The sequence below is a fragment of the Pseudomonas sp. UW4 genome, from assembly GCF_000316175.1.
Taxonomy (GTDB): domain Bacteria; phylum Pseudomonadota; class Gammaproteobacteria; order Pseudomonadales; family Pseudomonadaceae; genus Aquipseudomonas; species Aquipseudomonas laurylsulfatiphila.
Genome location: NC_019670.1, coordinates 5,699,620 through 5,718,851 on the forward strand (window position 1 = coordinate 5,699,620; position 19,232 = coordinate 5,718,851).

Sequence of the window (19,232 nt, forward strand, 5' to 3'; positions counted from 1 at the left end):
GCATCTGCCAAAAATACTCGACTGACACTACGTATTCGCGAGCAAGCCCGCTCCCACAGGGATTGTGCAGTGTTTACCGGCTTGGACTAAGGCTCCATCCCAAGCTCATGCTTGACCAACTCCAGCAGCTTGTCGGCATCAATCGGCTTGAGCAGAAAGTCCACCACACTCAAATGCATCGCGGCGATCGCATCTTTTATGTCGGCATCGCCCGAGACGATGATGACCGGCAACGCCGCCCGTACCGACTCGCGCACCTGTCGGATCAGCTCCAGACCGTCGACATGCCCCATGCGCAGGTCGGTAATCATCAGTCCGATCGAAGGTTTCTCCTCCAGCATTTTGAGTGCCGCTTCGCCACTGGCCGCGCTCAGACAGCGAATACCGTCCAGTGCCAGGATCCCTGACAGCAGGTCCCGGGCGTCCTTATCGTCATCGACAATCAGCACCCGTTGCAGCGGCAGGTCAGGCTCCAGCATGACGGCACTCAGCGCTTCGCGCTCGGCGTCGCTCAAAATATCGTGGTCGGACATGGCGTTCTCTACATGTTCAATTCAATTCCCTAGCACAGTTATGAGACATCGCTAAGCTGACCACCAATGTGCACTCCGGCAGATAATTTTCCAATAGGGGGGCCGAGAGGTTTTTCGCACACTTGCGTAGGATCCATCCGACATTTCAGGGCGCTAATGGCCTACCTAGACTTACGTCCAATGGGCACCCTGGCTACAGGGGGCGACCATGTCCGGGTCATCCGACTACAACAATTCAAAAAAGACTGCGGTAATGGTTATGAGTAAAGCGGACGCCTTCACACAGGCAGGGAAAACCGCGGTGTTGCAGAACATCCAGGGCACGTTGCAATTCCTTCAGCGCTTCCCGCCTTTCAACCAGATGGAACACGCGCACCTGGCGTATCTGGTCGAGCAATGTCAGCTGCGCTTTTACGCCCCCGGCGAGAGCATCATCAAACCCGCCGACGGCCCGGTCGAGCACTTCTATATCGTCAAGCAAGGCCGGGTCGTGGGCGAGCGTCCGGATACGGCAAAAGGTGGCATCGAAACAGTCTTCGAGATCGCCACCGGCGAATGTTTTCCCCTCGCGGCGTTGCTGGGTGAACGGGCCACCCGTACCGAGCACCTCGCCGGCGAAGACACCTTTTGCCTGCAGCTGAACAAGCCGGCATTCATCCGCCTGTTTTCGCTATCGGACACCTTCCGCAACTTCGCCCTGCGCTGCGTCAGCAGCCTGCTGGATCAGGTCAACCAGCAAGTGCAGCAAAAAGCCGTGGAAACCCTCGGCACCCAATATTCGCTCAATACCCGACTGGGTGAATTGGCCATGCGCCACCCGGTGTCATGCGCCCCGCAGACACCTTTGCGTGAAGCCGTGACGTTGATGCACGAACAACAGGTCGGCAGCATCGTGGTGGTCGATGAACTCAAGGCTCCATTGGGGATTTTCACCCTGCGCGACCTCCGTCAGACCGTGGCCAACGGCAGCAGTGATTTCAACGAAGCCATCGAAGGGCACATGACCCGGGCGCCGTTTTTCCTGTCGCCGGACCACAGTGCATTCGACGCGGCGATTGCCATGACCGAGCGTCACATCGCCCATGTCTGCCTGGTCAAGGACCAACGCTTGTGCGGCGTGGTTTCCGAGCGCGATCTGTTTTCCCTGCAACGGGTCGACCTGGTGCACCTGGCGCGCACCATCCGCAACGCACCGAAGGTGGAAAACCTGGTGGCGCTGCGGGGCGAAATCGGCCAACTGGTCGAGCGCATGCTGGCCCATGGCGCGTCTTCGACGCAGATCACCCACATCATCACCCTGCTCAACGATCACACCGTGTGCCGGGTGATCGAACTGACCCTCGCCGAAAAAGGCGATCCCGGCGTGCCATTCAGTTGGCTGTGCTTCGGCAGTGAAGGCCGTCGCGAGCAGACCCTGCACACCGATCAGGACAACGGCATTCTGTTCGAAGCCAGGGATGCAGCCCATGCCACCGAGATTCGCGGCAAGTTGTTGCCCATCGCCCAGCAGATCAACCAGAGCCTGGCGCTGTGCGGCTTCACCTTGTGCAAGGGCAATATCATGGCCGGCAACCCCGAGCTGTGCCTGTCCCGGGCCGAATGGGCGCGGCGCTTTGCGGCGTTCATCCGCGAGGCCACCCCGGAGAACCTGCTGGGTTCGAGCATCTATTTCGATTTGCGCGTGGTCTGGGGTAGCGAGCAAGGCTGCGAGCAGTTGCGTCGGGGCATTCTCGATCAGGTCGGTGACAACCGTTTGTTCCAGCGCATGATGGCCGAGAATGCGCTGCGCAATCGCCCTCCCGTAGGGCGTTTGCGCGAGTTCGTGCTGACGCGCAAAAATGGCGAGAAAGCCACCCTGGACCTGAAGATCCAGGGCTTGGCACCGTTTGTCGATGGCGCCCGACTGCTGGCCCTGGCCCATGGCATCGAGGCCAATAACACGCTGGAGCGTTTTCGCCAATTGGTCGCCAAAGAGGTCATCGAACCCCTGGACGGCGCCGCGTACGAAGAGGCCTATCACTTCATTCAGCAAACCCGCATGCAGCAACATCAATTACAGACCCGGGAGAATTTTCCCTACTCGAACCGGGTCGATCCCGACAGCCTCAATCACCTGGACCGGCGCATCCTGCGTGAGTCCCTGCGTCAGGCCCAACGCCTGCAGAGCAGCCTGACCTTGCGGTATCAGTTATGAGCCTGTTTTCCTGGCTGCGCCCGCTGAGCCCCACCCTGCCCGCCGACCTGCAACATCGCCTGGAACGCTTGCCGGCCGTTCCCGCCTTGGGCGAATGCAGCCTGCGTGAACAGCGCTGGGTGGTGCTCGATCTGGAAACCACCGGGCTGAACCTGAACAAAGACCATGTGTTGTCGATTGGCGCGGTTGTGATCGAGGACGGGGCCATCGACTTTCGCCAGCAGTTCGAACGCACCTTGCAATATCCGCAAGTAAAACTCGGCCCCAGCGTGCTTATCCACGGCATTGGCCCCAGCGCCATTGCGGCGGGCAGCGATCCCGCAGAAGCGCTGCTCGACCTGATGGAGTACCTCGGTGACAGTCCGGTACTGGCCTTCCACGCGCCGTTTGACCAGCACATGCTCGGCCGTGCGCTGAAAGATCATCTGGGTTTCAAGTTGCAGCATCCGTTTCTGGACGTGGCGGACATTGCACCGCTGCTATGCCCCCAGGCGCACTTTCGCGAGGCCGGGCTGGACGACTGGATCGACTGGTTCAAACTCGAAGTCTTCGAACGTCACCACGCCAGCGCCGACGCCCTGGCCACCGCTGAACTGGCACTGATCCTGTTCAGCCGCGCACGGCAGCAGCAGATTCATAGCCCGCTGAATTTGCAACAGCGCTTGAGTCAGTGGAAGCGTCGGCAACAAGCGCCGTCCTTCTAGTCTTCGGCGCCTGCTCTGGCCTCATCGCGGGCAAGCCCGCTCCCACAGGAGTACCGAAACCCCTGTGGGAGCGGGCTTGCCCGCGATGAACGATGACGCGGTCTCCCGACCAACGCCGATTGCGGACCACCCCCGCCTCTGCCACAATCGCGAACAATTCTCGTTAGTTAACACTTCCCAAGCGGTGATGCGGCGTGTCGTCAGTCCCAAGCCCTCAAAGTGAACTCGTCGGTGCGTTGTATCGCGACCATCGCGGTTGGCTATTGGCCTGGCTTCGACGCAATGTCGCCTGCCCACAGCGGGCCGAAGACCTGAGCCAGGACACGTTCGTGCGTTTGCTGGGCCGCGAGGAACTGAAGGAACCACGCGAACCCCGGGCATTCCTGGTGGCCATCGCCAAGGGCCTGCTGTTCGATTATTTCCGTCGCGCCGCGCTGGAGCAGGCTTACCTCACCGAACTGATGCTGATTCCCGAAGCCGAACAACCGTCGGCGCAAGAGCAGCAGATGATCCTCGAAGACCTGAAAAACATCGACCGTTTGCTCGGCAAGCTTTCCACCAAGGCCCGGGCTGCGTTCCTCTACAACCGTCTCGACGGTCTTGGCCACGCAGAAATCGCCGAGCGCCTGGGGGTATCGGTGCCGCGGGTACGCCAGTACCTGGCCCAGGGCATTCGCCAGTGCTATATCGCGCTATATGGTGAGCCGACATGAACCCGCTCGGTTCCAAACCGGTATCGGCCAACGTGCTGGACGCAGCGATTGCCTGGCAGTTGTCCATGGATGGCGCCAACCCGGTAGAGCGCGAAGAATTCGCCAAGTGGCACGCTGCCCACGAAGAGCACGCCCGTGCCTGGCGCCAGTTGGGCATGCTCGACCAACGCTTCAGCGCAGCCAGTGGCCCGGCTCGCACTGCCCTGCTGCAATCGCGCGAAGGCATCCGCCGACGGGTGCGCAAGCTCGGCAATGGCGTGGCGAGCGTGGTGGCCGTGATCGGCCTGGCGCTATTTGCCGGGCCACGTTACCTGCCGATCGATTACTGGCTGGCCGACCAGCGCACCGCTGTTGGCGAGCAGCGCACCCTGCGCCTGGCGGATGGCACGCTGGTCAATCTCAACACCCACAGCGCCCTGGATGTGCGCTTCGATGAGAAGCAGCGGCGCATCGTGCTTCAGGAAGGCGAAATCCTGGTTGAAACCGGTCATGGCGATCCCCGGCCGTTCATCGTCGAAACCCGTGAAGGCAGCATGCGCGCGCTGGGTACGCGGTTTCTGGTCAAGCGTGAAGAAGAAGGCACACGCCTGAGTGTGTTGCAGTCGGCGGTGGCGGTTCACCCCGAGTCCAGCCCGGATGAACGGATTCTGCGCGAAGGCCAGCAGGTGTTGATCCGCAATAACGGCCTGGGTCCGGTTCTGGCCGTCAATTTCGGCGCGGATGCCTGGACCCGCGGCATGCTGGTGGTGGACAACACGCGGCTGGAGGATCTGGTGCATGAAATCGGCCGTTATCGATCCGGTTACACAGGCGTCGCGCCGGAAGTCGCCGACCTGCGCATCACTGGCAGCTTCCCGCTGCGTGATACTGACCTGGCGCTCAATGCCCTGCTGCCGACCCTGCCGGTGCAGATTGAACAGCACACGCAGTGGTGGGTGAAGGTAGTCGCCAAAGCCGAAACAAAGCCCTGAATCCGCACACAGAACCCTTCAGTGCTTATTGAATAACTGAATAAAAATTATTTCCATCCAGCCCTATCACTTTCTGATTCTCGTTCGGCACACAGGCAATTGAGAAATGTTTCCATTCAGGAGCCGCTGTATGTCCCGTTCGCTGAACACCCTGTTGCGCCCCAGTTTGCTGGCGGTCGCCGTTGCCCTTTGCACCCCTTTGGCGAGCAACCAACTGGTCGCCGCTGAACAGGCGTCAAGCGTTCGCGCCTACAACCTGCCAGCCGCACCACTGGCCAGCACCCTGAACCAGATCGCCAGCCAGGCGGGCCTGGCCTTGTCGTTGAACCCATCCCTGGCGACAGGCAAAACCTCGGCACCAGTCAACGGCCAGTTCGACGCCGCTGGCGCCCTGCGCGAGGCCCTGCGCGGCACCGGGCTGCAACTGGAGCAAAGCAGTGCCGGCACCTACAGCCTGGTGGCCGTGCCCGAGGGCGTGATGGCTCTGCCGGCAACCAGCGTGATTGGCGTGGAAGACGCTGAAAGCGCCTGGGGTCCGGTGCAAGGCTACGTGGCCAAACGGACCGCCGCCGGCACCAAGACCGATACCGCGCTGGTCGAGGTACCGCGCTCGATTTCGGTCGTCACTCGCCAGCAGATGGACGACCGCAACGCGCATACCCTTGACGCCGCCGTGCGCTACCTGCCGGGCATCACCGCCAGCAGCTACGGCAGCGACACCCGCGCTGACTGGCTGCGCGTGCGTGGTTTCGAGCCGACTCAGTTCCTCGACGGCCTGCCCCTGCCAAAAGGCGTCTACGCCAACCCGAAACAGGAAACCTGGAACCTCGACCGCCTGGCCTTGCTGCGCGGCCCGGCCTCGTCCGTGTACGGCCAGACCCCGCCAGGCGGCCTGCTGGACATGGTCAGCCGTCGCCCGAGCGCCGAAGCCAGCAGCGAAATCCAGCTGCAGTACGGCAGCGACAACCATCGCCAGATCAACTTCGCCAGCACCGGCAAGATCGACGACGACGGCCGGTTTCTCTATGGCGTGAGCGGCGTGGTGCGTGACGGCGGCACCCAGATCGACCATATCGATGACAAGCGCTACAACATTGCGCCAAGCCTGACCTGGAACATCGACGAAGACACCCGTTTCACCCTGCTGACGCAGTTCACCCGTGACGATACCGGCGTTACCAGCCAGTTCTATCCGATTCAGGGCACCAAGATCGACATGCCGTTCGGCAAGATCTCGCACCACAAGAACCTGGGTGATCCGGACTACGATTTCTACGACCGCACCTATTACGCACTGGGTTATGCCTTTGAACATCGCTTGAACGATGTATGGCAGTTCCGCCAGAACCTGCGCTACACCAAGTCGGACCTGTCGTTCCAGACGGTCACCGTCAACAGCTACTTTCCCTCCATCGGATTTGTCGTAGACGATGAAGGCAACACCGGGCGCGGCACGACCAATGTCGACGAAGACATCAGCCAGTTCGCCGTGGACAACAACTTCCAGGCCGACTTCGCCACCGGCGACATTAATCACACGCTGTTGATCGGCCTGGACCACCAGCGCAGCAACACCAACTACACCTCGATCTTTGGCACCGCACCGGCCATCAACGTCAACGATCCGGTCTATGGCTTGCCGATCACCCGTCCACCACGCTCCTCGGCGTTTTATGACTATGACCAGAAGACCTACCAGACCGGTCTGTACGTCCAGGATCAAATGGCCCTCGATCAATGGCGCCTGACCCTCGGCGGTCGTGAAGACTGGGTCCATACCGGCACCAAATTCTTCAACAAGGGTGATGCCACCAACACCCAGCGCGACAAGAACTTCAGCGGCAACGCGGCGATCAGCTATGTGTTCGACTCGGGCTTCGTGCCTTACTTGTCCTACGCCGAATCGTTCCAGCCGGCCAGCAATGCCGTCGCCTCGCCGACCGATTCGTTCAAGCCGACCAAAGGCAAGCAGTGGGAACTGGGTATCAAGTACCAGCCACCGGGCAGCAACACACTGCTGACGGCCGCTGTGTATGACCTGACCCAGAAAAACGTTGCCGTCACCAACAATGTGGGCAACGTGACGGTCACCAGCCAGACCGGCGAAGTGAGAGTCAAAGGCCTGGAGCTGGAAGCCGTTTCCGACGTGACCGAAAACCTGAAGGTCACCGCCGCCTACACCTTGGCCAAGTCCGAAGTGCAAGATGGCGCATTCAAGGGCAATCGCCTGCAACTGATGCCTAACCAGCAAGCATCGGTATGGGGCGACTACACCTGGCACAACGGCGTGCTCGACGGTTTCGGCATCGGCGCCGGCGCGCGCTACACCGGCAACACTTACGGCGACGAGGCCAACACCTGGCTGGGCAAGGCCGACGCCTATACGGTGTTCGACGCCGCGGTACACTACGACCTCGGTCGCCTGGACAACAGCCTCAAGGGCGCTTCGCTGGCCGTTAACGCAACCAACCTGTTCGACAAGGACTACATCTCGACTTGCGACAGCTTCTACTGCTACTACGGCGACCAGCGCAGTGTCGTCGCCAGTGCAACCTACAAGTGGTAACACATTGAGCTGATACGCCCAATGACCAGGCCGTCCTTCGTGGACGGCTTTGGTTTTTCTGAAGGCTATGAAATGAAAAGTAAAACAATTCGCCGCTGGTCCGCTGTTCATACCTGGACCAGCCTGGTTTGCACGGTGTTCCTGTTGCTACTGGCACTGACCGGCCTGCCGTTGATCTTCCATCACGAGATCGACCACCTCCTCGGTGATGCGGCCGAGCTCAAGCAGATGCCGGCAGACACCCCGCTGCTTGATTTGCAGCAGCTGGTAGCGGCGGCTGAAAAGCATCGCCCTGGCGAAGTCATGCAGTATTTCGGCTTCGAGGACGACGAACCCAATGCCGCGATTGCGATCATGGCCCCTACCGCCGGCACCGAGCCCAATTCGTCCCACACCTTCATGCTCGACGCCCGTACCGGCGAGGCCCTGGAGATGCCGTCGGCCAACGGTGGTTTCATGATGGTCATGCTGCGCCTGCACGTGGACATGTTTGCCGGCTTACCGGGCAAGCTGCTGTTGGCGTTCATGGGCATTCTGTTCGTGGTGGCGATCGTCTCCGGCACCGTCTTGTACCTGCCATTCATGCGCCGCCTGAAGTTCGCCACCGTGCGCCAGGACAAATCCACCCGCCTGCGCTGGCTCGACCTGCATAACCTGATCGGCGTCGTGACCTTGACCTGGGCCCTGGTGGTCGGCGTGACCGGCGTGATCAGTGCCTGCGCCGACCTGATCATTGCCGCCTGGCGCAACGACAGCCTGAGCGCGATGGTCGCGCCGTACCGTGATGCGCCACCGCTGACGCACCTGGCGCCGGCCACCCGTCTGCTCGACATCGCCAAGGACGTCGCGCCGGGCATGCAGCCGGACTTCATCGCCTTCCCCGGCACGCGGTTTTCCAGCGAGCACCATTACGCAGTGTTCATGAAAGGCAGCACGCACCTGACCTCGCACCTGCTGACGCCGGTGCTGATCGACGCCAGCACCCTGCAAGTCACTGCCGTAGCCGAGCGACCCTGGTACATGGATGCCATGGGCATGTCGCAACCGCTGCACTTCGGCGACTACGGCGGCATACCGATGCAAATCCTCTGGGCGACCCTGGATGTGCTGACCATCATTGTGCTCGGCAGCGGGGTCTACCTGTGGGTGGTGCGGCGCAAGGCTGCCAGGCCTGTGCTGGAAAAAGCGGAGAACGTGGCATGAAGCCCCGGCAGTCGAATTTCTGGAAGGTCTTTGCCATTCCCATCGTCATCGCGGTGCTCAGCGCGGCAGGGCTGTTTGCCGCGTTGCTCGGAGATGGTGTATGGGACTCGCTGAGCTGGGTGGGGCTGGGCATCCCGGCTGTGCTGGCCCTGCGCGGCCTCCTGCAACGCCGCTGACCCCCTGTAGGAGCGAGCTTGCTCGCGATGGACATTAACGATAACGCGGGGAACCTGACACCCAGCGGCGTTCTCAAGTCCATCGCGAGCAAGCTCGCTCCTACAAGGGTATTTGCCATCTTGAGCTATCGCCCCAACACGCTATGCTGCCCGACTCTGCCACCGATCGAGACGCTGCCATGTCCGCCCCGAGCATGACCCTGTACCACAACCCGCTCTCTCCCTTCGTTCGCAAAGTCATGGTGCTGCTGTACGAAACCGGACAACAGGACCGCGTGGCGCTGCAGACCAGCGTCCTCACCCCGGTAACCCCGGACACGGCCCTGATCGACGACAACCCCCTGAGCAAAATCCCGGCCCTGCGCCTGGCCGATGGCAATGTCATCCATGACAGCCGGGTCATCCTCGACTACCTCGATCAGCAGCACGTCGGCAACCCGCTGATCCCCCGCGAAGGCTCGGCCCGCTGGCGGCGCCTGACCCTCGCTTCCCTTGCCGACGGAATCATGGACGCGGCCGTGCTGGTGCGCTACGAACTCGCCCTGCGTGCCCCGGAGAAACACTGGGACGAATGGCTCGACGGCCAGCGCGACAAGATCCGCCGCGCCCTGGCCCTGCTGGAAAAAGACGCGATTGCCGAGCTGACCAGCCACTTCGACGTGGCCGCGATCAGCGTGGCCTGTGCACTGGGTTACCTGGACCTGCGCCATCCGGATCTGGATTGGCGCGAAGCCAATCCGCAGCTGGCGGCGTGGTACTTCGAGGTGAGCCAGCGGCCTTCGATGGTTGCGACGATGCCGAAGGCTTAGAACTTCGCCGGCTGTACTGGCCGCTTCGCGAGCAGGCTCGCTCCCACAGTAGGTCGTCGGTGCGTACAAATTTTGTATTCACTGGAGAACCCTTGTGGGAGCGAGCCTGCTCGCGAAAATACCAACGCGGTTCATCAGGCAACCACTGCAAAATCCGCGTCACTAACACCTCGCTCCAGTGCTGATCCTCGCGCAACCCCACCGACCGGTTCATTGCACCGCTCCAATATCGAAGTCCAACGGTTTCACCGCTTTCTGCCCAACCCCATACCAGTCCAGCTTGCGGGTCAGCACCATGAACACGCCCAACAAGCCGAACAGCAGCAACGAGCCCATCAACAGCGCGTAATCCTCGGCGCTCAGCACGCCGTAAAGCAGGCCGTACAACGCCGCCAGTCCCGCGGAGAAGCTCAACCCGTTCACGACGCTGCGCAGCACATGGCACACATAAAAACCGATCAAGGACACGCAGCCAGCCGCCGACAACAGATAGGCCAGCCCAAAACCGATGTGCTCGGACAGCGACAGCAACAGCAGATAGAAGAACGCCAGGGCCACCCCCACCAGCGCGTATTGCACCGGGTGCACAGCCAGGCTTTTCAACACTTCGAAGAGGAAGAAGCCGGCGAACGTCAGGACGATGAACAGCAGTGCGTATTTGATCGCCCGGTCGCTTTTCAGGTACTGGTCCACCGGGTCGATAAAGCTCACACCGAAGCTGCGGCCGCTGAAGGCTGCACAGTCACCGCCGGTGACACAGCTGCTCAAAGCCTCCTGCAAATTGGTGGAGAAAAACGACGCCTGCCAGTTGGCGGTGAACCCCTGATCGGTGACGTTACGCTGGGCCGGCAGATAGTTGCCGATGAAGCTTGGGTGAGGCCAGTCGGCGCTCAGCGAGACTGTGCTGGTTTTACCCACTGGCAATACCTGCAACACGCCCGTGCCTTGCAGGCGCAGGTTAAAACCGAAAGCCAGCTCCGCAGCCTGTTCGGTATTCAGCGCCGGCAGTGTCACGTGCACGCCCTCACCCAGCCAGCCGACCTGGCTACCGGGAATGAAGTCCAGGCTCTGGCCGTCGAGCTCGAGTTTCAAGGCATTTTCGATACCACGGATGTCGCTGATGCCAACAGCGAGAAACGGCGGGTCGAACCGGTAATCGGCAAAGTCTTCCTTGATTCCGAGCCGCGCCGGCAGCGAAAAAAGCCCACTGATGCGATTGTCAGCATGAAACAGCCGCGCCTGGTAAATCCCCCGGGAGCGCAACTCGGTCTGCACCTGGCCGTCGAGTTCGAAGCGTTCCGGCAGAAAATACAGACGACCGCGCTCTTCGCTGATGTCTTGATAACGCTCGTTGGTTTTTTCACGGGTCTTCCAGGTGCGCACCACCTTGCGATACGGCACCACCAGCAACGGACCGCTCACCTGCTGGCTGAAACTGGAACTGCGGGCAATGTCGTCGAGCACGCCGTCGCGCAGTTGCTGACGGTCGCGGATCACGCCGTTGATCATCAGCAGCGGGATCAGCAACAACAGAATCAACAGGGCAATCGCCCCGAGTTTTAGGGTCAGGCTACGGTTCATGGGACTCTCCCTGTTTTGGATGGGGAAAGTCTGGCGTGGCTGTGTGAGGAATGAATGGAGGGAATGTGGAGACTGTGTGGAGACTGAGCCGGCCCTAAGGCAGGTGCACGATCACTTCCACACCGCCGTCGACATTCCTGATATTCAGGGTGCCGCCGTGCAGCTTGACCACTTCCTCGACGAAGTTCAGCCCTAGCCCGGTGCTTTTGCGCCCGCTGTCCGGTCTCGGCAGCGAGTAGAAACGCTCGCTCAGCCTTGGCAACGCATAGTCCGGAATGGCCTCGGCCTGATTGAACAATTTGAATTCGACCTGATCACCAATTCGCCGGGCACCGAGGCGCAGCACGCCTCTGGCCGGGGTGAAATCCAGCGCATTTTCCAACAGGTTGCCCAGTGCCTGCCGCAGTAAAAACGGCTCTCCATTGAGCATCAGATCCGCTGCAATGCTTTGTTCCACCTGCAACTGACGGCTTTCGATTCGCGCCGCCTGAGCACTCAGCAACTCCCTCACCAAAGTACCCAGCGGCACGTCGACGCGCTCCTCCAGCCCCTGACGCTGCTCGACTTGCGCCAGATTCAGCAAGCGCTCGATCAACTGCTGCATGCGCGCACTTTCGCTGTCGATGTTGCCGACGAAACGCTGTCGCTGGATCGGCGGCATTTCGCCCTGCAACAGTTCCGCCGCGCCACGAATGGCTGCCAGCGGACTCTTCAACTCGTGGGTCAGTGTGTGCACGTAACGCTCGACGTAGGCCTTGCCTTCAAGCTGCGTGCGCATCTGCTCCACCGCCGTGGCCAATTGTTCCAGCTCACCACCGCGATAATGCGGCACTTCAACCCGCCGGCCTGCACTGACGCCTTGAGCGTACGCCGTCAATCTGCGCAGGGCGCGGCTCAACCACCAGGACAACAACGCGCCGAACAGCAAACCGAGGCCGATCAGCCCGACGCCATACGCCAGCAACCGGCGTTCCGTGCGATCCACATAAGGCTGCAACGAGCTGTTTGGCTTGGCCACTGTGACTACGCCGATGATCTGGCCGTTGTCGCGAATCGGCGCGCCGACGTGCATCACCGAAGACCCCTGATCGTTCGGGTCACTGCGGGTGGAGCGAGCACCGTACTCGCCGCGCAGGGTCAGGTAGACGTCGTTCCAGCGCGAGTAATCCTGCCCCACCGCCACCCCGCTGGAATCCAGCACGACGATGCCCTTGGCGTCGGTGACGTAGATGCGATGGTTGACCTGATTCTTCGGCAAGCCCCAGATTTTCGCCGCCGGCTGGCGCTCACCATAAGCCTTGAGCAGTTGCGGCCAGCGGTTCTGATTGAGAGTGCCGGCCTTGAAGTCGTCACGCAGGATCTCGGCCATCAGGTTGGCGGTATCGACCAGGGTTTCTTCGGTGGACTGGCGAACGCCCGGGCGGATCTCTTGCATGACCGTGTTGAGCACAAAGTAGCCCGTCAGGCCGATGAACAGTGCGTAGACCAGGAAAAACCGGATTCCCAGCGGCATCAGCTTTGTCCCGGACTGTAACTGTAGCCGAGGCCGCGGTGGGTCTGGATCGGTTCGGCGTCAGCCTTCACCCGTCGCAACTTGGCGCGCACGCTCTTGATGTGGCTGTCGATGCTGCGCTCGTAACCGGCGTCGGCGGCCACGCCCAGGGCATCGAGCAACTGTTCGCGACTGAAGACGCGCTCGGGCTGTTCCAGCAGGCATTGCAGCAGGCGGAATTCATGGCGGGTAAGGGTCAGCAGTTGACCGCGATAACTGATTTGCACACGGTCGCTATCGATGCGAAACAGCGTCGTCGACGCTTCGCTCACCGTGCGGGGCGCCATGCGCTTGAGAATCGCCCGGACCCGCGCCGCCACTTCCCGAGGACTGAACGGCTTGACCACGTAATCGTCGGCGCCGATTTCCAGGCCCACGACGCGATCGATCTCGCCATCCCGGGCACTGAGGAACATCACCGGCACTTCGCTGAAGCGCCGCAGTTGCTTGCAGGTTTCGAAGCCACTGATGTCCGGCAGGCCGATATCGAGAATGATCAGATCCGCCGGGGTCTGACGCTGATGCTCCAGCGCCGCCGCGCCGAGGCTCAACCATGTGGTGGTGAAGCCCTCGCCTTGCAGGGCGAAAATCAGGGTGTCGGCAATGGCCGCTTCGTCTTCGACAATCAGGATATGAGGCATGGCGTCCGAGCCCGGCAGGGATATGGGCGAACGGTGCCCCAAGCCTCACACCCCGTCAATCAGCAATCGGGCTTGTCCGCCGTGAACCGCCGTGCCGGGTTCACCGCCGCACCGAACTCGCGCAACGCCTTGGCGCCGATCAACAACGGGTAGTTGAAGCTGCTGCGGTCCGTGAGGTTGACCTCCACGGTGCGCTTGACGTTGCCCAGGCACAGCTCCAGATCGACCACCGGACGCTTGCTCGGCGCGACGACTTCGCTGTCCTCCTCGTCCTCTTCAGAGCGGGTCTTGATCTTGCTGATGCGCGCGACCTTGTGTTCGTAGACCTGGTTGCCCGCATCCTTGGTGGCCAGGCGGAAACGCACCCAGTCTTCGCCGTCACGCTTGAAGGTTTCGATGTCCTTGGCCGACAGCGATGCGGTCAGGGCGCCGGTGTCCATTTTCGCCTTGAGGACTTGCCCGCCGATTTCCGGCAGGGCGATGTATTCGTAACGCCCGTACAGGGTCGGCTCTGCGGCCATGACCGGCAAAGCGATGAGGGAGAGCACTGCAAGGAGGGATTTCACGTAATGGGCTTCCATAAGAGTGAACTGCCGGATTTTAGACCGTTGTTCGCTTGATCGTTCCCCCAAGGTTACCGACCCGGAGGTGAAACATTCGTCACCCCCGATTTGGCCTGTCGCCCGAAGCTGCTTATCATGGCGCGCCCAACCGCTTCCACGAGTGACTTATGCGCCGCCTGCTCACCGGCTGTTTCGTGACCCTGCTGCTTCTGCTCAACACCCTGGTCCTGATCGGGCCATTGCTGGTGTTTGCCCTGCTCAAGCTGATCCTGCCCGGCCGTTTTCGCGACTACGCATCCTGGACCGTGATGTGGATCGCCGAAACCTGGTCGGAAATCGACAAGCTGATTTTCCGCGTCTGCATCCCCACTCAATGGGACATCCGTGGCGGTGAAGATCTGCGCCGCGAGACCTCGTATCTGGTAATCAGCAACCATCAATCCTGGGTCGACATCCCGGCGCTGATCCAGACGCTGAACCGGCGCACGCCGTTCTTCAAATTCTTCCTCAAGAAAGAGCTGATCTGGGTGCCCTTCCTGGGCCTGGCGTGGTGGGCGCTGGATTACCCGTTCATGAAGCGCTACAGCAAGGCTTTCCTGGCCAGACACCCGGAGCTGGCGGGCAAAGACCTGGAGATCACCAAAAAGGCCTGCGAGCTGTTCAAGCGCCAGCCGGTGACGGTGGTCAACTATCTGGAAGGTACGCGCTTCACCGCAGCGAAAAGCGCTCAACAGCAGTCGCCGTTCACTCACCTACTCAAGCCCAAGGCTGGCGGTGTGGCATTCGTGCTGGCGGCAATGGGCGAACAGCTGGATGCCGTTCTCGATGTCACGGTGGTTTACCCGCAGCAGAAGATTCCGGGGTTCTGGGACCTGATCAGCGGCAATGTGCCCAGGGTCATCATCGACATCAAGACCCGCGAACTCGACCCGGCGCTGTGGCAGGGCGATTACGAAAACGATCCGGTGTTTCGCGAGAAGATCCAGAACTGGGTCAACCAGCTCTGGATCGAGAAGGACCGGCGCATCGACGCCTTGCGCGCCGAGCGCTACTGAATCAGCTACCGGTACCGGTGCCGGCGCCCCAGATGTTGCCCAGGCTGCTCAGCAGCGTACCGCCGACGCCCTGCTGACCGAGGTACTGCAAGAGCACCGGGGTGAACAGGCCGATCATGCCGCTGTCCATGCCCAGGGCGCTGAAGGCGTTGTTCAGGTCGTTGCTGTCCTTGACGTTGCCCAGGGCATTATCCAGCCCTGCAGCTTTGCCGCTGGAGCCGAGCAGGCCGGCCAGCGCACCCAACTCACCGCCGCCCGAGAGCATGTCGATACCCGGCACGCTTTTGGCCAGTTCCGAGTAGTCGGTCGAACTCAACTGGTTCTTCGCCAGGCCCAGCATCGCCCCGGCGCCGCCAATGGCTTGCTGTGGGGTGATGTCCAATTCACTGAGGGTGCTCAGCAAATCGGCTGTCTGCGGCGTCGGTGCGGCGGTCGCGGTCGCGTCATCGCCCTTCATGCCGGCAATGACATTGGCTGCATCACTCAGGTTGAACTGTGCAAAGGCCGGGCTGGCAGCCAGGGTCAGGAGTGATGCCAGTGCAAAACCGCGTGAAATCTTCATTCAGACATCCTCGATGAACACCGCCCGGCAATGGGCGGCGAAAAACTGTGCATTGGACTGACGCCCTCAAGGATTGTTCCCGGCCCTGCGAGCTTGTCGCGACTCTGTAGGAGCTGCCGAAGGCTGCGATCTTTTGATCCTGGCGTGAATCACCAGTTCTGAGTAACAGCCCAAACAAAACGGCGACCCGAAGGTCGCCGTTTTGGTATTACCAGAACGCTTAAGCAGCGCTGAACATCTTGTGCGGATCGATCACAAACTTCTTCGGCACACCTGCATCAAACTCGCCATAACCCTGCGGAGCCTGATCCAGGCTGATCACCTGAACGCCCACCACTTCGGCGATGTTGATACGGTCCCACATGATCGCTTGCATGAGCGCGCGATTGTACTTCATGACCGGGGTCTGACCGGTGTGGAAGCTGTGGGACTTGGCCCAGCCCAGCCCGAAGCGGATGCTCAGGCTGCCCATTTTCGCGGCAGCGTCGACAGCACCCGGGTCTTCGGTCACGTAGAGGCCGGGAATGCCGATCTTGCCGGCCACACGCACCACGCCCATCAACGAGTTGAGGACGGTGGCCGGCGCTTCGTGTTTCACGCCGTCATGGCCATGGCCACGGGCTTCGAAGCCGACGGCGTCGATGGCGCAGTCAACTTCCGGCTCGCCCAGCAGCGCAGCGATCTGTTCGTGCAGCGGCGTGTCCAGGGACAGGTCGGCGATCTCGAAGCCCTGGGCCTTGGCATGAGCCAGGCGAACGGTGTTGACGTCACCGATGATCACCACCGCCGCGCCCAACAGGCGAGCCGAAGCCGCCGCCGCCAGACCGACCGGACCGGCACCAGCGATATACACAGTGCTGCCTGGGCCAACGCCGGCAGTCACGGCACCGTGATAGCCGGTCGGCAGGATGTCGGAGAGGCAGGTCAGGTCGCGGATTTTTTCCATTGCCCGGTCGCGATCCGGCAGTTTCAGCAGGTTGAAGTCGGCGTACGGCACCATGGCGTACTCAGCCTGGCCGCCGGTCCAGTCACCCATGTCGACATAACCGTAAGCACCGCCCGGGCGGGCCGGGTTGACGCTCAGGCACACGCCAGTGTGCATTTCCTTGCAGGAACGGCAGCGCCCGCAAGCCACGTTGAACGGTACGGACACCAGGTCGCCGATTTTCAGGTTCTCGACGTCGCTGCCCTTCTCGACCACTTCGCCGGTGATTTCATGGCCCAACACAAGGCCGGTTTGCGCCGTGGTACGCCCGCGCACCATGTGCTGGTCGGAACCACAGATGTTGGTGGAAACCACTTTGAGAATGACCCCGTGCTCGATCTTGCGACCGCGCGGGTCCTGCATTTTCGGATAGTCAATCTTCTGTACTTCGACCTTGCCAGCGCCGAGATACACCACACCACGATTGCCAGACATGCTTTCACCTCGCTGTTGTTTTTATGGAACCGCGTCGCCCAGGCAGGCAGCGCGTTAAGTGCTCGGGTTATTGCCTGTGTGTCTTGTGTTGCTTGTCAGGACCCCATCGCGAGCAAGCTCGCTCCCACAGTGGATCGGGGGTGGACACAAGATCTGTGAACAACACAAGACCTGTGGGAGCGAGCTTGCTCGCGATGGGCTGCGAAGCGGCCCCAAAAATCTAGAGAACGACCGTTCTGTTGGCGTTCAAAAACACTCTTCTTTCGATGTGATATCCAACCGCCCGCGCCAGCGTCAGCCCTTCAATATCCCGCCCCTTGGCGATCAAGTCTTCCGGGTAATGGCTGTGGTCCACTGCCTCGACGCCCTGGGCAATGATCGGGCCTTCATCAAGGTCGTTGTTGATGTAATGCGCCGTGGCGCCCACCAGTTTCACCCCCTTGTTGTAGGCCTGGTGATAGGGCTTGGCGCCCTTGAAACCCGGCAGCAGGGAGTGGTGGATGTTGATCGCCTTGCCATCGAGCTTGCGGCACAACTCTGGCGACAGCACTTGCATGTAGCGCGCAAGGATCACCAGCTCGGCACCGGACTCTTCGATCACCTGCCACACCTGACGCTCTTGCGACGGCTTGTCGTTCGGGTCCAGCGGGAAGTGGTAGTACGGAATCTGGTGCCAGTCAGCCAGTGGCTTGAGATCCGGATGATTGGAGACCACCGCGGCCACATCCATCGACAATTGGCCAATGCGCTGGCGATAAAGCAAATCGTTGAGGCAGTGATCGGCCTTGGAGACCATGATCACCACTTTCGGCCGGTAGTTCGGTTCAGTCAGTTCGAAGATCATGCCGAAGGCTTCACCGCGCTCGGCGAGCCCCGCGCGGAATGATTGCTCATCAAAGCCGTCGGGTTGACGGAATTCCACTCGAATGAAAAAACGGCCCGAGAGCCGGTCATCAAAGGAGTGGTGTTCGGTGACGTAGCAGCCCTGCTCGAACAGAAAGCGGGTCACCGCGTCCACGGTGCCGAGGACGCTTGGGCAGTCGGCGGTCAGAATCCATGTGTCTGGGGCGCGGCTCATGGGGCGGTGACTCCTGTGAAATCGGTGAATGCCTACTGTAGGAGCGAGCCCTGCTCGCGATGGAGGTCAACGATGACGCGTACTTTCTGATTCAACGCGTTGCCTTGAAGTCCATCGCGAGCAGGCTCGCTCCTACAGTGACGGTGGTGATCAGGCCTGCACGCTGAGGCCATACTCGGCAGAAGCATCCTGCAACCACAGCCACCAGTAATCCGAGAAGCTGCGACGAATCAGCAGTTCCCAGGTGTCTTCGGCGGTGTGACGAATCATCAGTTGCGACTTGGCGAACACCGTGCCGACCGCTTTGCCCACCGGGAAGTTGTTCGGGTGCACGTCGTAGCTGGTGGACTTCATCAGCACCTGGCGCACGTTCGGCCCGCTCAGTTCGAGGAGTTGCTGGCCGCCGCTGACGTTGACGATTGCAATGTGCAGATCGCCCAGTGCTTCGCGCAGTTTCTGTTCGGCGGCAAACTCTTCACCGGTCGGCACGATCAGCAGCCATTCATCCGGCCCCATCCACTGCAGGCTGGTCTCGCCTTTGACGATGACGGTCAACGCACCCGGCAACTCGATGCCAAGGGCCTTGTGCACACCGGCGGCGAACGCGGCATCGTGGCCGTCGCCACGAATCGTCAGATGACCGAGGAGTTTTTTCTCACGCACGGTCACGCCGGCGTTCTTGCGCCCCTTGCCCACCAGGCTGGCGAGGTCGGCATGATGCAACGACGACTCGGCCTTGGCCCCGGTGGTTGGGCGTTGTTGGTAAACATTGGCTGCGGTCATAAAGCACCTTTCCTGAATTCTGTTAGCCCTGTGGAGACTGTTCTGCCGCTTTCGCGAGCAGGCTCGCTCCCACAAGGGGTACGCGATCTCCTGTGGGAGCGAGCCTGCTCGCGAAAGCGGCAGCCAGC

18 protein-coding genes are annotated in these 19,232 nt (G+C 61.1%); 9 read left to right on the forward strand and 9 right to left on the reverse strand.

Annotated features, from left to right (window positions below; all coding sequences use genetic code 11):
- Positions 1–86: 86 nt before the first annotated feature.
- Complete coding sequence (locus PPUTUW4_RS25350) at positions 87–533, reverse strand: response regulator (RefSeq protein WP_015097106.1); 447 nt, start codon at positions 531–533, stop codon at positions 87–89.
- 253 nt (positions 534–786) lie between these two features.
- On the opposite strand from PPUTUW4_RS25350, the gene PPUTUW4_RS25355 reads away from it, so the two are divergent.
- The 8 genes from PPUTUW4_RS25355 (at position 787) to PPUTUW4_RS25390 (ending at position 9,869) form a co-directional block, all read left to right on the forward strand.
- Entirely contained in the window at positions 787–2,727 is a 1,941-nt protein-coding gene (locus PPUTUW4_RS25355; protein ID WP_015097107.1) for a putative nucleotidyltransferase substrate binding domain-containing protein, read from the forward strand.
- Entirely contained in the window at positions 2,724–3,431 is a 708-nt protein-coding gene (locus PPUTUW4_RS25360) for a 3'-5' exonuclease (RefSeq protein WP_015097108.1), read from the forward strand. Before PPUTUW4_RS25355 ends, PPUTUW4_RS25360 begins: the two co-directional genes overlap by 4 nt.
- A 194-nt stretch (positions 3,432–3,625) precedes the next feature.
- Positions 3,626–4,144, forward strand: a complete 519-nt coding sequence (locus tag PPUTUW4_RS25365) for an RNA polymerase sigma factor (protein WP_015097109.1) — start codon at positions 3,626–3,628, stop codon at positions 4,142–4,144.
- Positions 4,141–5,115 carry a FecR family protein gene (locus PPUTUW4_RS25370; protein ID WP_015097110.1) on the forward strand — a complete coding sequence of 325 codons (975 nt, stop codon included), beginning with the start codon at positions 4,141–4,143 and terminating at the stop codon, positions 5,113–5,115. Before PPUTUW4_RS25365 ends, PPUTUW4_RS25370 begins: the two co-directional genes overlap by 4 nt.
- Positions 5,116–5,245: 130 nt before the next feature.
- Positions 5,246–7,681, forward strand: a complete 2,436-nt coding sequence (locus tag PPUTUW4_RS25375; RefSeq protein ID WP_015097111.1) for a TonB-dependent siderophore receptor — start codon at positions 5,246–5,248, stop codon at positions 7,679–7,681.
- A gap of 72 nt (positions 7,682–7,753) precedes the next feature.
- Positions 7,754–8,884, forward strand: a complete 1,131-nt coding sequence (locus PPUTUW4_RS25380) for a PepSY-associated TM helix domain-containing protein (RefSeq protein ID WP_015097112.1) — start codon at positions 7,754–7,756, stop codon at positions 8,882–8,884.
- Positions 8,881–9,060 carry a hypothetical protein gene (locus PPUTUW4_RS25385; RefSeq protein ID WP_015097113.1) on the forward strand — a complete coding sequence of 60 codons (180 nt, stop codon included), beginning with the start codon at positions 8,881–8,883 and terminating at the stop codon, positions 9,058–9,060. The genes PPUTUW4_RS25380 and PPUTUW4_RS25385 overlap by 4 nt, the downstream gene beginning before the upstream one ends.
- Positions 9,061–9,239: 179 nt before the next feature.
- The gene (locus tag PPUTUW4_RS25390) at positions 9,240–9,869 is read left to right on the forward strand and encodes a glutathione S-transferase family protein (RefSeq protein WP_086780461.1); all 630 of its coding nucleotides are present in this window, start codon (positions 9,240–9,242) and stop codon (positions 9,867–9,869) included.
- A gap of 210 nt (positions 9,870–10,079) precedes the next feature.
- Here the strand turns inward: PPUTUW4_RS25390 and creD are convergent, their stop codons facing one another.
- The 4 genes from creD to PPUTUW4_RS25410 all read right to left on the reverse strand — a co-directional run bounded on the left by creD (position 10,080) and on the right by PPUTUW4_RS25410 (position 14,209).
- The gene (creD, locus tag PPUTUW4_RS25395; protein ID WP_015097115.1) at positions 10,080–11,450 is read right to left on the reverse strand and encodes a cell envelope integrity protein CreD; all 1,371 of its coding nucleotides are present in this window, start codon (positions 11,448–11,450) and stop codon (positions 10,080–10,082) included.
- A 94-nt stretch (positions 11,451–11,544) separates the two neighbouring features.
- Entirely contained in the window at positions 11,545–12,963 is a 1,419-nt protein-coding gene (creC, locus tag PPUTUW4_RS25400; protein WP_015097116.1) for a two-component system sensor histidine kinase CreC, read from the reverse strand.
- A complete protein-coding gene (gene creB, locus PPUTUW4_RS25405; RefSeq protein WP_015097117.1) occupies positions 12,963–13,643 on the reverse strand; it encodes a two-component system response regulator CreB in 681 nt (226 codons plus the stop codon). Before creB ends, creC begins: the two co-directional genes overlap by 1 nt.
- 59 nt (positions 13,644–13,702) lie before the next feature.
- Entirely contained in the window at positions 13,703–14,209 is a 507-nt protein-coding gene (locus PPUTUW4_RS25410; RefSeq protein WP_015097118.1) for an ATP-dependent zinc protease, read from the reverse strand.
- Positions 14,210–14,373: 164 nt separating this feature from the next.
- Here PPUTUW4_RS25410 and PPUTUW4_RS25415 point away from each other — a divergent pair, with 164 nt between their 5' ends.
- Positions 14,374–15,261, forward strand: a complete 888-nt coding sequence (locus tag PPUTUW4_RS25415) for an acyltransferase (protein ID WP_015097119.1) — start codon at positions 14,374–14,376, stop codon at positions 15,259–15,261.
- Position 15,262: 1 nt separating this feature from the next.
- Here PPUTUW4_RS25415 and PPUTUW4_RS25420 read toward each other — a convergent pair whose 3' ends face one another.
- From PPUTUW4_RS25420 to soxG, 4 genes are all read right to left on the reverse strand, one after another.
- Entirely contained in the window at positions 15,263–15,823 is a 561-nt protein-coding gene (locus PPUTUW4_RS25420; protein WP_015097120.1) for a DUF2780 domain-containing protein, read from the reverse strand.
- A gap of 220 nt (positions 15,824–16,043) precedes the next feature.
- Positions 16,044–17,243 carry a formaldehyde dehydrogenase, glutathione-independent gene (gene fdhA / locus PPUTUW4_RS25425; RefSeq protein WP_015097121.1) on the reverse strand — a complete coding sequence of 400 codons (1,200 nt, stop codon included), beginning with the start codon at positions 17,241–17,243 and terminating at the stop codon, positions 16,044–16,046.
- A 220-nt stretch (positions 17,244–17,463) separates the two neighbouring features.
- On the reverse strand, positions 17,464–18,321 hold the full coding sequence (gene purU / locus PPUTUW4_RS25430; RefSeq protein ID WP_015097122.1) for a formyltetrahydrofolate deformylase: 858 nt from the start codon (positions 18,319–18,321) through the stop codon (positions 17,464–17,466).
- Between the two features lie 150 nt (positions 18,322–18,471).
- Entirely contained in the window at positions 18,472–19,104 is a 633-nt protein-coding gene (soxG, locus tag PPUTUW4_RS25435) for a sarcosine oxidase subunit gamma family protein (protein ID WP_015097123.1), read from the reverse strand.
- Positions 19,105–19,232: the final 128 nt, after the last annotated feature.